Source organism: Actinomadura macrotermitis, from assembly GCF_009604375.1.
Lineage (GTDB): Bacteria > Actinomycetota > Actinomycetes > Streptosporangiales > Streptosporangiaceae > Spirillospora > Spirillospora macrotermitis.
In genome coordinates, this window is the sequence record NZ_WEGH01000001.1 from 411,550 (window position 1) to 425,713 (window position 14,164).

13 protein-coding genes are annotated in these 14,164 nt (G+C 75.0%); 3 read left to right on the forward strand and 10 right to left on the reverse strand.

All coding sequences use genetic code 11. The features are described 5' to 3' along the window. Positions 1-292: 292 nt before the first annotated feature. From ACRB68_RS40045 to mraZ, 3 genes are all read right to left on the reverse strand, one after another. Positions 293-1,084, reverse strand: a complete 792-nt coding sequence (locus ACRB68_RS40045) for a hypothetical protein (protein WP_194293172.1) — start codon at positions 1,082-1,084, stop codon at positions 293-295. Next, entirely contained in the window at positions 1,081-2,073 is a 993-nt protein-coding gene (gene rsmH, locus ACRB68_RS01790) for a 16S rRNA (cytosine(1402)-N(4))-methyltransferase RsmH (RefSeq protein ID WP_153530550.1), read from the reverse strand. Before rsmH ends, ACRB68_RS40045 begins: the two co-directional genes overlap by 4 nt. A 250-nt stretch (positions 2,074-2,323) precedes the next feature. Next, a complete protein-coding gene (mraZ, locus tag ACRB68_RS01795; protein WP_328594061.1) occupies positions 2,324-2,755 on the reverse strand; it encodes a division/cell wall cluster transcriptional repressor MraZ in 432 nt (143 codons plus the stop codon). Between the two features lie 455 nt (positions 2,756-3,210). On the opposite strand from mraZ, the gene ACRB68_RS01800 reads away from it, so the two are divergent. From ACRB68_RS01800 to ACRB68_RS01810, 3 genes are read left to right on the forward strand one after another with little or no spacing between them, the layout of a single operon-like run. Continuing rightward, entirely contained in the window at positions 3,211-4,260 is a 1,050-nt protein-coding gene (locus ACRB68_RS01800) for an AAA family ATPase (protein WP_328593614.1), read from the forward strand. Between the two features lie 10 nt (positions 4,261-4,270). Then, positions 4,271-5,542: a DUF58 domain-containing protein gene (locus ACRB68_RS01805; RefSeq protein WP_328593615.1), complete on the forward strand. Its 1,272-nt coding sequence runs from the start codon at positions 4,271-4,273 to the stop codon at positions 5,540-5,542. Then, a complete protein-coding gene (locus ACRB68_RS01810) occupies positions 5,539-8,028 on the forward strand; it encodes a DUF3488 and transglutaminase-like domain-containing protein (RefSeq protein WP_153530551.1) in 2,490 nt (829 codons plus the stop codon). The genes ACRB68_RS01805 and ACRB68_RS01810 overlap by 4 nt, the downstream gene beginning before the upstream one ends. A 100-nt stretch (positions 8,029-8,128) precedes the next feature. Here the strand turns inward: ACRB68_RS01810 and ACRB68_RS01815 are convergent, their stop codons facing one another. The 7 genes from ACRB68_RS01815 to ACRB68_RS01845 form a co-directional block, all read right to left on the reverse strand. After that, positions 8,129-8,533: a DUF3040 domain-containing protein gene (locus tag ACRB68_RS01815; RefSeq protein ID WP_328593616.1), complete on the reverse strand. Its 405-nt coding sequence runs from the start codon at positions 8,531-8,533 to the stop codon at positions 8,129-8,131. Positions 8,534-8,667: 134 nt separating this feature from the next. Further along, a complete protein-coding gene (locus ACRB68_RS01820; RefSeq protein WP_328593617.1) occupies positions 8,668-9,945 on the reverse strand; it encodes a DNA polymerase IV in 1,278 nt (425 codons plus the stop codon). Beyond that, positions 9,942-10,718 carry a methyltransferase domain-containing protein gene (locus ACRB68_RS01825; RefSeq protein WP_153530552.1) on the reverse strand — a complete coding sequence of 259 codons (777 nt, stop codon included), beginning with the start codon at positions 10,716-10,718 and terminating at the stop codon, positions 9,942-9,944. The genes ACRB68_RS01820 and ACRB68_RS01825 overlap by 4 nt, the downstream gene beginning before the upstream one ends. 19 nt (positions 10,719-10,737) lie before the next feature. Next, entirely contained in the window at positions 10,738-11,154 is a 417-nt protein-coding gene (gene nusB / locus ACRB68_RS01830; protein ID WP_328593618.1) for a transcription antitermination factor NusB, read from the reverse strand. Positions 11,155-11,272: 118 nt separating this feature from the next. After that, entirely contained in the window at positions 11,273-11,830 is a 558-nt protein-coding gene (gene efp, locus ACRB68_RS01835) for an elongation factor P (protein ID WP_328593619.1), read from the reverse strand. A gap of 31 nt (positions 11,831-11,861) precedes the next feature. After that, positions 11,862-12,941 carry a M24 family metallopeptidase gene (locus ACRB68_RS01840; protein ID WP_153530554.1) on the reverse strand — a complete coding sequence of 360 codons (1,080 nt, stop codon included), beginning with the start codon at positions 12,939-12,941 and terminating at the stop codon, positions 11,862-11,864. 130 nt (positions 12,942-13,071) lie between these two features. After that, positions 13,072-14,118, reverse strand: a complete 1,047-nt coding sequence (locus ACRB68_RS01845; RefSeq protein ID WP_153530555.1) for an LLM class F420-dependent oxidoreductase — start codon at positions 14,116-14,118, stop codon at positions 13,072-13,074. Positions 14,119-14,164 lie beyond the last annotated feature (46 nt).

Sequence of the window (14,164 nt, forward strand, 5' to 3'; positions counted from 1 at the left end):
CGGCGCGGGGCGGGCGGCGCGGCCGGCCTCCTTGCCCTCGGGCCTCTTGGCGGCGGGCTGCTTGGCCGGGCCGCCGGTGCGCGCCGGCACCGTCCCCTTGCCCTTAGGCGCCGGTCGCCGGGCGGCGCTGCCGCCCGGCGACCGGGAAGGATTGCCCGTATGACGCCCGGACGCGCGCGCCGCGCCCGGGCCGTTCTTGTCGTCGCGGCCCGCCGCGCTGCGGGGGCCTCGCCCCTGCGGACCGCGGCCGCCCGGCGGTCCCGCCGGCCGCTTGGTCACGGTGCCTCCCCGCTCACGGCTTCCCGGCCCCCGTCCCGGCGCCCGGCGCCGCCGTGCGGCCGCCGGGCGCGGTCGGGATGCCGTCGCCGGGGATCACGGCGCCGGGGATGCCGAGCACGCCCGCCGCGCCCGCGGACGCGGCGGCGGCGTTCGGCACCGGCCGCACCGGGCCGTTGATCGGGCGCCCCATCGGGCCGTTCCAGTAGGCGAGCTGCTCGGACTTGCGCATGCCGAGGGCGCGGGCCTTGCGGTCCAGGTTGCCCGGGGCCTCCTCGCGGGCGATCTCCTCCTGCAGCCCCTGCTTGCGCTGGGCGAGCAGCTTGTTGTTCTGCTGCAGCCGGGAGAGCTCGAAGGCGTCCTCGGCGAGGACGGTGTTGAGGAACAGCAGGCTGATCAGCGCCCCGCCGAGCAGCCCGACGATGAGCAGCACGAACGGCGCCCGCGGCGCCGCCGGATGGCGTAACGTGCGGGCCGGCGCCGCGGCCCGGGACGTCCGCCCGGCCGGCTTCGGCCGGGCCGCCGGCTTCTTGGCGGGCGGCCGCTTGGCCGCCGGCTTCCTGGCCGGTGCCTTCTTGGGCGGCGCCTTCTTGGCCGGTGCCTTCTTGACCGGTTCGGCCGGTGCCTTCGCGGGCGCCCTCACCGCGGCCGCTTTCCCCGCGGGCGCCTTCCTGGCGGCCGGTTTCTTCGGCTTCGCGGTCTGCTTCCCGGCCTTGGCCGGCGCCGTGCGGACGGCCGCGCGCCGCCCCGGCCGGTCCTCGGCGTCCCTGCCCTCGGCCCGGGACCCCGGCGTCTTCGCCGTCGTCATAGTGCCTCCCGGACCCGCTCGGCGGCGCGCAGCCGCACCGAACCGGCCCGTGGGTTGGTCGCGGTCTCGTCCTCGTCCGGCAGTTCGGCCCCGCGCGTCAGCAGCCGCAGCCGCGGCGCGTGCTCGGGAAGCGGAACCGGCAGGTCCGGCGGAGTGCGGTCGGCCGCATCGGCGGCCAGGACCTGCTTGGTGATGCGGTCTTCCAGCGAGTGGTAGGACAGCACCGCCAGGCGGCCGCCGACCGGCAGCGCGCGCAGGGCCGCGGGCAGTGCCCGCCGCCAGCTGTCCAGCTCGCCGTTGACCTCGATGCGCAGCGCCTGGAAGGTGCGCTTGGCCGGGTTGCCGCCGGTGCGGCGGGTCGCGGCCGGGATCGCGGTGCGCACCAGCTCGGCCAGGCGCCGGGTGGAGTCCAGCGGGGCCCGCTCGCGCTCGCGCACGATCGCGGCGGTGATCCGCTGGGCGAACCGCTCCTCGCCGTACTCGCGCAGGATCCGCACCAGCTCGGCGGGCGGGTAGCCGTTGACCACCTCGGCGGCGGTCAGCCGCTGGGTCCGGTCCATCCGCATGTCGAGCGGGGCGTCGTAGGAGTAGGCGAAGCCGCGGTCGGCCTCGTCCAGCTGCGGGGAGGAGACGCCGAGGTCGAACAGGGCGGCGTCGACGTGCGCCACGCCGAGCCGCGCCAGCACCTCGCCGACCTCGTGGTAGACCGCGTGCACCAGCGTGACGCGGTCGCCGAAGGGGGCCAGGCGGCGGCCGGAGCGCTCCAGCGCGGTGGTGTCGCGGTCCAGGCCGATCAGGTGCAGCCCGGGGTGCGCCGTCAGCATCGCCTCGGCGTGGCCGCCCATGCCGAGGGTGCCGTCGAGATAGACCGGCGCGCGGCCGGTCACCCGGCTCACCGCGGGGGCCAGAAGTTCCAGGACGCGGTCCAGCATGACCGGCACATGGCCGGCGTGCGGACCAGCGTGTTCGGTGTGGTCGCCCACGGTCATGGTTCACCCCCTTGTGCTGCCACCTCGCTCGCGGACTGTGTGGCATCGCCGGACTCGCGCGCGCCCCCGGCGCGTCCGGCGGCCTCGCCCGGCCAGGTCCCCATCCGCTGCCCTGAGGAAGTGCACCGCGTGTGACACGCGGGGGGTTCGCCGTCTGGCACCGGGGAAGCTGCGCCAGCTGGCTCGGAGAGCGGCTGGAGACCTGGCCGAACGTGGGCCGTCACCGGTCGTGCGACCGGCGGGTCGTGTCTCAGAGGATCCCGGGCAACACCTCCTCGGAGACGTCGGCGAAGGCCTGCTCCTCCTGCTCGAGGTAGGCCTCCCAGGCCCGCGCGTCCCAGATCTCCAAGCGCGTGTTGGCCCCGATGACCGTGCAGTCGCGCTGCAGTCCCGCGTAGGCGCGGAGCGGCTGCGGGATGGTGACACGGCCCTGCTTGTCGGGGACCTCGTCGGACGCCGAGGCGAAGAAGACGCGGCTGTAGGCGCGGACGGCCCGCTCGGTGACCGGTGCCGTGCGCAGAGCCTCGGTGATGCGCTGGAACTCCGCCATGGGGAAGACGTACAGGCAGCGTTCCTGGCCCTTCGTGATCACCAAGCCCCCCGACAGCTCCTCGCGATACTTCGCCGGCAGGAACAGTCGTCCCTTGTCGTCGAGGCGCGGGTTATGGGTGCCGAGGAACACATGACCCACCTCCCGCGCCACGTGGGGCTCTACCGCTCCCCACGGCGCCCCACTCTACTCCACTCTTCCCCACCGTCAACCAGGAAAACCTCGTTCACCCCACGAGATCGTTTATGTTTTCGCAGGTCAGATGGGGTGGAGCGGAATGGGGCGGCGCGGGCCCCCCGCCGCGGGCCGTGATCGCCGACGGCGGCGGGCGGCGGAACCGGCCCGGCCGGGGCGCGCCGGCGGCCGCCCGGAAGGGGTCCCGGCGGCCCTCCGGTGGGGCGCGGTGGCGGGCCGCCGGGCCGTCCGGGGCCCCGAGGTGGAGCACAATGGGCACCCGTTCCATATGAACATCACGACGGTCGGCCCGACGACGTACTGTCGATGGGATGGGCGCGCACAGCGGGACCGGGCCGCGCCGGCCCGGCCGGCGGCGCGGCCGCGGGCCGGACGGCTGAGGAGGGTTGCTGGTGGCAGTAGGCACGCACGGCGGCGGCGAGCCGTTCATGGAGACCGGACCCCCCGCGCCGCGCGGGCCCGGCCGCAACGGGGGCGCCGCCGGCCGGCCCGCCGGGCTCGCCGAGGTCGTCCGGGTCGCCGACCGGATCCGCGAGGCGGTCGAGTCGGTCATCGAGGGCAAACCGCGCGTGGTGCGGCTGGCGCTCGCCGTGCTGCTGGCCGAAGGGCACCTGCTGATCGAGGACGTGCCCGGCGTCGGCAAGACGATGCTGGCCAAGGCGCTGGCGCGGTCCATCGACTGCTCGATGCGGCGGGTGCAGTTCACCCCCGACCTGCTGCCGAGCGACATCACCGGCGTCAGCGCCTACAACCAGGAGCTGCGCGAGTTCGAGTTCAAGCCGGGCCCGGTCTTCGCCAACATCGTGGTCGGCGACGAGATCAACCGCGCCTCCCCCAAGACGCAGTCGGCGCTGCTGGAGTGCATGGAGGAGCGCCAGGTCACCGTGGACGGCGCCACCTACCTGCTGGAGCGGCCGTTCATGGTCGTGGCCACCCAGAACCCGGTGGAGATGGAGGGGACCTATCCCCTGCCCGAGGCGCAGCGCGACCGGTTCACCGCGCGGCTGTCGATGGGCTACCCCGACCCGGCCGCCGAGCTGGAGATGCTCGACACCCACGGGCAGTCGTCCCCGCTGGACCGGCTGCGGCCGGTCGCGGACGCCGGCGACATCCGCGACCTCATCGAGGTGGTGCGGCACCAGCACGTGGCGCCCGCCGTCCGCCAGTACGCGATCGAGCTGGTCTCGGCCACCCGCAAGCACCCCGAGCTGCGCCTCGGCGCCTCCCCCCGGGCCACCCTGCACCTGGTGCGCGCCGCCCGCGCCTACGCGGCGCTGGACGACCGCGACTACGTGCTCCCCGACGACCTGCAGGAGCTGGCCGTCCCCGTCCTCGCCCACCGCCTGCTGCCGACGGCCGAGGCGCAGGTGGAGCGGCGCCGCCCCGAGCACGTGGTCGCCGAGCTGGTGAACCGGCTGCCCGTGCCCTCGCCCAGGAAGTGACGCACCGGACGTGAGAAGAGCGCTGGCGGGCCTGACCACCCGGGGCCGGTCGTTCGTGGCGGCGGGGGCCACCGCCATCGTGTGCGCCTTCGTCCTCGGCGAGCGCGACCTGCTGCGGGCCGGGGTGCTGATCCTGGTGCTGCCGCTGCTGTGCACCCTGGCGGTGTCGCGGACCCGCTACCGGCTCGCGTGCGCGCGGCGGCTGGAGCCGTCCCGGCTGCCGGCCGGCCACGAGGCCCGCGTCGACCTGCGGCTGGAGAACGTGTCGCGGATGCCGAGCGGGCTGCTGATGGTGGAGGACCAGGTGCCCTACACCCTCGGCGGCCGGGCCCGGTTCGTGCTGGACCGGGTCGAGCCGCGCGGGTCGCGCCAGCTCAGCTACCGGATCCGCTCGGACGTGCGCGGCCGGTTCCGGGTCGGGCCGCTGGTGGTGCGGCTGGCCGACCCGTTCGGGATGGTGGAGCTGGTGCGCTCGTTCAGCCTCGCCGACACCCTGACGGTGACGCCGGTGATCGTGGCGCTGCCGCCGGGCCGGCTCACCGGCGCCTGGACCGGCGGCGGCGACAGCGTGGCGCGCACCGTGGCCAGCGCGGGCGAGGACGACATCGCGCCGCGCGAGTACCGGCACGGCGACGACCTGCGGCGGGTGCACTGGCGCTCGACCGCGCGGCGCGGCGAGCTGATGGTGCGGCGCGAGGAGCAGCACTGGCAGAGCAGCGGGACGCTGTTCCTGGACACCCGCCGCCTCGCGCACCCGGGCGAGGGGCCCGGGTCGTCTTTCGAGCAGGCGGTGTCGGTGGCCGCCTCGATCGGGGTGCACCTCGGCCGGGCCGGGATGGGCCTGCGGTTCGTGACCGACGCCGGCGAGGCGGTGTCGGCGCAGTCCCGCGCCGCCGGGACCGCCGAGGGGCTGCTGCTGGACGCGCTGGCGGTCGCGCGCACCACCTCCGCGCGGTCGCTGACGCCGGGCCTGGCCGCGCTGCGCGGCGCGGCGGGCCCGGCCCGCGACGGCGACGGGCTGGTGGTGGCGGTGTTCGGCGCGCTGGACGACGCCGAGGCGCGGACGGTCGCCGCCGCCCGGCGCGGCACCGCGACCTATGTCGCCGTGCTGGTGGACACCGGGCCGGAGGGCGCCGGGCCGGACGGCGCCGCGGCGCGGCGGGCGCGGCTGCTGCGGGCCGCCGGGTGGCGGGTGCTGACCGTCCGCTCGGCCGCCGACCTGGCCGGGGCGTGGGCCCTGGCCGACCAGGCCACCGAGGACTTCGCCAGGGGCGGCGCATGAGGATCCGGATCACGGTCATGGCGGCGCTGGCCACGCTGGCCGGCTCGGCGGGCCTGTACCCGCTGTTCAGCGGGCGGGCCTGGTTCTGGTCCGGGTTCGGCGCGGTGCTGGCGGTCGCCGCCGGGGGGCTGCTCGTCCGCCGCTTCCGGCTGCCCGCGGTGGTCAACGCGCTGGGCGGCCTGGCCGCGCTGCTGCTCTACCTGACGCTGGTGTACGGCCGCGGCGAGGCGCTGCTCGGCGTCGTGCCGACGCCCGGCTCGCTGCACCGGCTCGGCGAGCTGGCCGGCGACGGCTGGCAGGCCGCCAACCGGTACGCCGCGCCGGTCCCGCTGACGCGGGGCATCCGGCTGCTCGCCGCCGCCGGGATCGGGCTGGTGGCCGTCATCGTGGACCTGCTCGCGGTGCGGCTGCGGCGCGCGGCGCCCGCCGGGCTGCCGCTGCTGGCGATGTACAGCGTCCCGGCGGCGGTGCGCCAGGACAGCGTCAACTGGCTGGTGTTCGGCGCCGGCGCCGCCGCGTACCTGGCGCTGCTGATGGCCGACGCGCGCGACCAGGTCGGCGGCTGGGGCCGGGTGGTGTTCACGCCGCGCTGGTCGGAGGAGGTGCCGATGGCGGGCGCGGCGCCGCGGGCCGCGTCCGGCGACCGGACCCGCCCCGACTCCAGCGGGCTGAGCGCGAGCGGGCGGCGGATCGGGCTCGGCGCGGTGGCGATCGCGCTGCTGCTGCCGAGCGCGGTGCCCGGCGTCCAGCCGCGCGGCATGTTCGGCCTCGGCGGCGGCCGGGGCGGCTCGCAGACCGTCACCACCCCCGACCCGCTGGTCAGCCTGAAGCGGCAGCTGACCCGGCAGGACGACGCGGTGGTGCTGACCTACCGCACCGACGACCCCGCCCCCGACTACCTGCGGCTGTACGCGCTGGACAAGTTCGACGACGACCGCTGGACGTTCAACCGGATGCAGAGCTCCGGCAAGGACCAGCTGACCGGCGACCCGCTCCCGGCGCCGCCCGGGCTGAGCACCGCGGCGTCGCGCCGGGTGACCACCCGGATCGCGGTGCGGCCGCAGGTCGCCCGGATGGACTTCCTGCCGGTGCCCTACGCGCCGGCCAGGGTGACGATCAAGGGCGACTGGCGGGTGCACCCGCCGTCGCTGATGATCTACTCGCTGAAGGGATCGGCGGCCGGCCGGAGCTACACCGTGCAGAGCGTGCGGGCCGCGCCGACCGCGGCGCAGCTGGAGGCGTCCGGCGCGTACCCGGGCGACATCGTCGCCCGCTACACCGCGGTGCCGCACAACGTGCCGACGGCGGTCCGCGACCTCGCCGTGAAGATCACCGAGGGGGCGACGACCGCGCACGCGCAGGCGGTGGCGCTGCAGCGCTGGTTCACCGTGACCGGCGGCTTCCGCTACGACCTGTCGGCGCCGCCGCCGCGGCACGGCAGCGACCTGGCCGACTTCCTGCTGCACTCCAAGCGCGGCTACTGCGAGCAGTTCGCGGCGGCGATGGCGCTGATGGCGCGGCTGCTCGGCATCCCGGCGCGGGTCGGCCTCGGCTACACCGCGGGCACCCGGTCCGGCACGGGCGAGTGGACGGTGCGCTCGCGCGATTCGCACGCCTGGCCCGAGCTGTACTTCGAGGGCGCCGGGTGGGTGCGGTTCGAACCGACGCCGTCGGGCGCGGGCGGGCAGGGCACCGCGTCGTCGCCGCCTTACACGGTGCCGGAGGAGGACGCGCGGCCCGAGCGGGGCGGCCGGACGACGCCGTCCACCGAGCCGACCGCGCCGAACCCGCAGGGCGGCGCGACGGGTGACACGCCGAACCACCGCAAGGAAGACAAGACCGACAAGCTCGCCCCGGCGGAGCGACCGGAGGAGGACGGCGGCCTGCCCGTGGCGTGGCTGACGGGCGGCGTGCTGGTGGCGCTGCTGCTGCTCGCGCCGATGGCCGCGCGGATGCTGACGCGGCGGCGGCGCTGGGCGGCCGCGGCGCCGCCGGACCCGGCGCGGACGGGGCGGCCCCGGCCCGGCGGCGGCCGTCCCGCCGGCCCCGCCGGCGCGGGCGGCGGCGCGGCGCACGCGGCGTGGCGGGAGATGCGGGCGGACGCGCTCGACCACGGCCTGACCTGGAGGCCGAGCGACACGCCGCGCGCGGCGGCACGGCGCCTCACCGAGACGCTCCGGCTGGACGAGGAGGCGGCGGGCGCGCTCGGGCGGATCGCGCGGGCCGAGGAGCAGGCCCGCTACGCCCAGGCGGCGACGCCGCCGTCCGCCGAGGGGCTGCGCGCCGACGTGCGCACGGTGCGGGAGGCGTTCGCGGCGGGGGTGACGCGGCGGGCGCGCTGGCGGGCCCGGGTGCTGCCGCCGTCCACGGTGACCGCCGGCTCGGCCGCGGCCCGGACGGCCGGCGAGCGGATCACGGACGCGGTCGGCAGGCTGAGCACGATGGCCGAGCAGGCCACCGAACGCTTCCGCCGCGACCGCGACTGAAGCGGTGTCGAGCGCCCCGGCAACGGGGCGCTCGACACCGACGGCTCATCGGGGGGCAGGACCACAGGGGGGTGTACCGCCGAGGGGGCTGCCGGGAGGTTCAGTCGCCTTCGGTGCGGCGGCGCCAGCGTTCCTCCATCCGCTCCATGAATCCGGTGCGCCCGGCCTTGGCGGACCGGCCGGAACGGCCGCGACCGCGGCCCGACGCCTCGGCGCCGATCCCGGTCATCCGCTTCCAGCTGGTGATCGCCCACACGCAGCACGCCACCATCAACAGGAAACCGGTCACGCTGATCGCGATCGTGACCGTTCCGGCGTTGATCACCAGACCCGCCATCAGCGCGCACACGCCCACCACGAAGCCGAGGGCGGCTTTGACGATCCGGCGCTTGTAGTGCACCTGCGGATTGGTGGAGCGGACCGCGTGCGCGAACTTCGGATCCTCGGCGTACAACGCCTGCTCGATCTGGTCGAGCATGCGCTGCTCGTGATCAGAGAGCGGCACGGCGCCTCCCAACGACAGCCCCGCGACGGGGTATCCGATGCAGGACAGGAACCTCAACGGTGATATGCCCAGAATACGAGGCCGGACAAGCCTGCGAAAGCAAACGGCCAACCACGGACCACTTCCCGGTCATCTCACCGCCCTTCATCTTCCTCTTGCGGCCCCGGCGTCGCCCGCCCGCCGGACCCCTCCCTGCGAACCAGCGCCGCCGGGCGGATCATTCCCGGGCCGAACCGGTGCGCGACCCGGTCCACCGCGCGCTCGGCCTCGCGCCAGCCGGATTCCGGCTCGTCGAGGGCCAGTTGCCGGGGGGCCTGGCCGGCCGGCTCCAGGTTCTCCACCCGGACGCCGACCAGACGGAGTCGTACCCGTTCCAGGCCGGACCCCTCGTACAGCTCGCACGCTGTGACATAGATCACTCTGGCCAGATCGGTGGGCTCGCGCAGCGTGCGCGCCCGGGTGATGGTCGTGAAGTCGGCCCTGCGCAGTTTGACGCTGATCGTCCGGCCCGCGTTCCCGCTCGCGCGCAGCCGCGCGCCGACCCGCTCGGCGAGCCGCAGCAGCTCGCGGCGGATCGCCTCGGGGTCGGCGACGTCGGTGTCGAAGGTCTCCTCGGCGCCGATGCTCTTGTCCACGCTCTCGGCGACGACCCGGCGCGGGTCGCGGCCCCACGCCAGCTCGTGCAGGTGCGCGCCGAGCGCGGTGCCGAGCTCGCGCTGCAGCGTCTCCAGCGGCGTGCGCGCCAGCTGGCCGACGGTGCGCAGCCCGAGCCGGGCCAGCGTCTGCTCGGTGCGCTCGCCGACGCCCCACAGCGTCGCGACCGGCAGCGGGTGCAGGAAGTCCAGCACGCCGTCCGCCGGGATGACCAGCAGCCCGTCGGGCTTGCAGCGGGTGGAGGCCATCTTGGCGATGAACTTGGTGGCGGCCACGCCGACCGAGCAGGTGATGCCCTGCTGCTCGCGGACCTGCGCGCGGATCTGCGCGGCGATCGCGGCGGGCCGGCCGAGGCGGCGCAGCGCGCCCGCCACGTCCAGGAACGCCTCGTCCAGCGACAGCGGCTCCACCAGCGGGGTGACCGACCGGAAGATCTCGAAGACGGCGGCGGAGACCTCCCGGTAGCGCTCGTGCCGCCCCGGCAGCACCACCGCGTGCGGGCAGAGGCGGCGGGCCCGCGACATCGGCATCGCCGAGTGCACGCCGTACGTGCGGGCCTCGTAGGAGGCGGCCGCGACCACGCCGCGCGGCCCGGCGCCGCCGACGACGACGGGCCGGCCGCGCAGTCCGGGGTGCTCCAGCAGCTCGACGCTGACGAAGAAGGCGTCCATGTCGACGTGCAGCACGCTGCAGCCGGTGTCGTCGGCGGGCGGCCCGGGCTGGGGGCCGGGCCGGTGCAACTGCTGCTTGCGGCTCACCGCCGGTCGGCGACCAGGTGGAGCTGGGTGGCCAGCTCGCGCAGGACCGGGTGCACCGCCGCGGCGGTCTCCAGCGCGATCAGCGACTCCACCGAGTCGGCGTCGGCGTCCAGTAGCCCGGCCGGCACCAGGTCGGCGAAGATCCGCACGCCGAGCAGCTCGCGGCCGTGCAGGCCGGCGCCGGCGACCAGCGCCGCCAGCGACTCGCGGGTGTAGTAGCGGCGCGGCACCCGCTCCTGCTCGCCGGCGCCCGGGCCGGCCAGCACCGCGCGGGCCTCGTCGAAGTGGCCGGCGACGGCGCGGTGCAGCACCGCGCCGACCTGCCCGGCCGCCAGCAGGCTGAGCGACCCGCCGGGCCGGACGACCCCGGCCATCGCCGCCATCGCGGCCGCCGGGTCGTCGACGTACTCCAGCACGCTGTGGCAGAGGACCAGGTCGGCCGCGTCCGGGCCGAGCAGGTGCGGCAGGTCGGTCGCGTCGCCCTGCACCGCGTGCACCGCCACCCCGGCGTCGGCGGCGCGGCGCTCCAGCGCGGCGAGCGCGTCGGGGCTGGCGTCCACCACGGTCACCCGGTGGCCGAGCCCGGCGAGCGGCACCGCGAACCCGCCGGTGCCGCCGCCCACGTCCACCACGTCACGCGGGCCGGGGCCGTCGCCGATGCGCTCCAGGGTCGTGCGCAGCGCGTCCCACAGGACCGCACCGCGCACCTTGCCGCTGCCCCGGATCCGCTTCCCCCGCTGGGCGGTCACGGCCGCTCCCTCGCTGTCACTCATGTCCGCCCACACTAGCCCGCTACAACGACAGCGACGGCTTCAGCTGCTGAAGCCGGGCCAGCAGCCCGTTGACGAACCGCGGGGACTCGTCGGTGGACAGCTCGGTGGCCAGCTTGACCGCCTCGCTCACCGCCGCGCCGTCGGGGACGTCGTCGACCCACAGCAGCTCGTAGGCGCCCATCCGCAGGATGTTGCGGTCGACCACCGGCATCCGCTCCAGCGTCCAGCCGGTCGCGTAGGTGGAGATCAGCTCGTCGATGCGCTCGGCGTGGGCCTGCACGCCCTCGATGATCCGCACGGCGTGGTCGAGCTCGGCGAGCTCGTCCTGGTTCGGGCGGCCGCGCTGGGCCAGCACGTCCGTCGGCTTCTCCTCGCGCAGCTCGGCCGCGAACAGGACGTCCAGCGCGAGCTTGCGCGCCTTGGTGCGTGCACTCACTGCCGAGCTCCGCTCGGCTGCTCGCAGCCCTTTTTGCGCGACGGCTTCCCTCGTCGCTCCGGTCGCAGGCTCCCTGCGCTCCTCGGTCCAGCCGCCGCGCGGCTGCTCGCGGCGGCCATCAGGCGCGGCCGAGGTACTCGCCGGAGCGGGTGTCGACCTTGACCTTCTCGCCGGTGGTGATGAACAGCGGGACCGCGATCTGCGCGCCGGTCTCCAGCGTGGCGGGCTTGCTGCCGCCGGTGGAGCGGTCGCCCTGCAGGCCCGGCTCGGTCTCGGTGATCTCCAGCACGACGGCCGCGGGCAGCTCGACGTACAGCGGGTTCTCGTTGTTGAAGGCGATCACCGCGGTCTGCTCGGGCAGCAGGTAGTTGGCCACGTCGCCGACCACGGCCGCGGGGATGTGCGGCTGGTCGTAGGTCTCGGTGTCCATGAAGACGAAGTCGTCGCCCTCGCGGTAGAGGTACTGCATGTCGCGCTTGTCGACGCTGGCCACCTCGACCTTGGTGCCGGCGTTGAAGGTCTTGTCGACGACCTTGCCGGACATGACGTTCTTCAGCTTGGTGCGGACGAACGCGCCGCCCTTGCCGGGCTTGACATGCTGGAACTCAAGGACGGTCCACAGCTGACCTTCCATGTTCAGCGTCATGCCGTTCTTCAGGTCGTTCGTCGTCGCCACTGCGTTGATCTCCTGATCGCGGCGCCGCCCGTCAAAGGACGAGCAGCTCCTTGGTCGTCTTGGTGAGCGGTTCCGGCCCGCTTGCACGGACCACGAGGGTGTCCTCGATGCGGACCCCGCCCCGCCCGGCCAGGTAAACGCCCGGCTCGGCGGTGATCGGAACTCGATCCATCAGCTTACCGGTCTTGTCGTACCCCATGAGCGGTGCCTCGTGGATCTGCAGGCCGACGCCGTGCCCGAGGCCGTGCGGGAAGTGCGCGCCGTGCCCGGCGGCGGCGATCATGTCGCGGGCGGCGGCGTCCACGTCCCTGGTCTCGGCGCCGGGGACCGCGGCCTCGACCGCGGCCTGCTGGGCGCGGCGCACCAGCTCGTAGATCTCGCGCTGCCAGCCGGCGGGCTCGCCGACGGCGACGGTGCGGGTCATGTCGGCGTGGTAGCCGTCGTACAGAGCGCCGAAGTCCATGGTCACCAGGTCGCCGGCGGCGACCCGGTAGGAGCCGGGGTGGTGGTGCGGGACGGCGCCGTTCGGCCCGGCGGCCACGATCGAGTCGAACGCGACGCCGTGCGCGCCGAGGTCGACCATGTGGCGCTCCAGCGCGACGGCGATCTCGCGCTCGGTGATCCCCGGCGCGAGCAGCGGCAGCACCGCCTCGAACGCCCGGTCGGTGATCGCGCAGGCCTGGGCCAGCGCGGCGATCTCGCCCTCGTCCTTGACCAGGCGCAGCGCCTCGACCTGCTGCCCGAGCGGGACGAGCGTGAGCCGCCCGTCCAGCGCGGCGAGCTCGGCGTGCCGCTCGAAGGTCAGGTCGTGCGGCTCGAACCCCAGCCGGGTGAGGCCGGTCTCCGCCGCACGGCCGGTCAGCGCCCCGGCGGTGCCCCGCTCGACGATCAGCTCCAGCTCCGGGCAGACGGCCTCGGCGCCGCCGGCGTACCGCGCGTCGGTGGCCAGCACCGCCGGCCCCTGCGCGGGCACCAGCAGGGCGGCGTTGGAGCTGTCCAGCCCGGTCAGGTAGCGGACGTTGACCAGCCGCGTCACCAGCAGTGCGTCGGCCCCTTCGGCGGCGATCCGCGCGGCGAGGCGCGCGCGCCGTTCGATGTGCTGCTCCCCCATGGCCCGGACTCTAGTTCATGCGGATGAAACGGGCGTCCCGGGGCGACCGGGAGCCCGGTCCGCCGGCGGCCCTCCAGAAGCCGTGCGGGCCCGTCTCCGGCCGGAGACGGGCCCGCACGGCGGCCGGGGATCAGACCTCGGCGGCCATCTTCTTGACCTTCTCGATCAACGCCAGGCGGCCCTTGTGGTCGCCGGCGATCGGGGTGACGTTCAGCGTGGTGACGCCGGACTCCTTCATCGCGGCCAGGCGCTCGCGGACGTGCCCCTCGGTGCCGATGAGCGACATCTTCTCCAGCAGCTCCTGCGGGACCTTGGCCGCGGCCTCGTCCTTCTTGCCGGCCAGGTAGAGGTCCTGGATCTCCTCGGCCTCCTTCTCCCAGCCGTAGCGGCGGCAGAGGTCGTTGTAGAAGTTCTTGCCCTTGGCGCCCATGCCGCCGATGTAGAGGGCGGCCATGGGGCGGCCGAACTCCAGCCAGCCCTGGACGTCGTCGCCGATGGCGAGGGCGGCCTGGCCGACCACGTCGAGCTCGCCGAGGGCGGGGTCGCGCTTGGCCTTGCCGGCGGCCAGGGAGGGCCCCCACACGTCGGCGGCCTTCTCGGGCAGGTAGAAGATCGGCTCCCAGCCGTTGGCGATCTCGGCGGTCAGCTCGACGTTCTTCGGGCCGATCGCGGCGACCAGCACCGGGATGTCGGCGCGCACCGGGTGGTTGATGATCTTCAGCGGCTTGCCGAGGCCGGTGCCCTGCCCCTCGGGCAGCGGCATGCTGTAGTACCTGCCCTGGTGCTGGAGGCGCTCGCGCTTCCAGACCTTGCGGCAGATCTCGATGACCTCGCGGGTGCGGCCGAGCGGCGCGTGGTAGGGCACGCCGTGGAAGCCCTCGATCACCTGCGGGCCGGACGCGCCGATGCCGAGGGTGAACCGGCCGTCGGAGACGAAGTCCAGGCCGGCCGCGGTCATCGCCAGCAGGGTGGGCGTGCGCGAGTAGATCGGCAGGATGCCGGAGGCGATCTCCAGCCGTTCGGTCTTCGCCGCGATGTAGCCCATCTGGCTCACCGCGTCGAAGCTGTAGGCCTCGGCGACGTAGACGATGTCGAGGCCGGCCTTCTCGTAGTCGGCCAGCTCGGCGACGGTCTCCTTGAAGCCGCCCGAGTAGTTGAGGGCCATCCCGATGCGCATCCGGCATCCCTTCCTAAAACCGAATCAGATTCCAGTGGTACGCAAC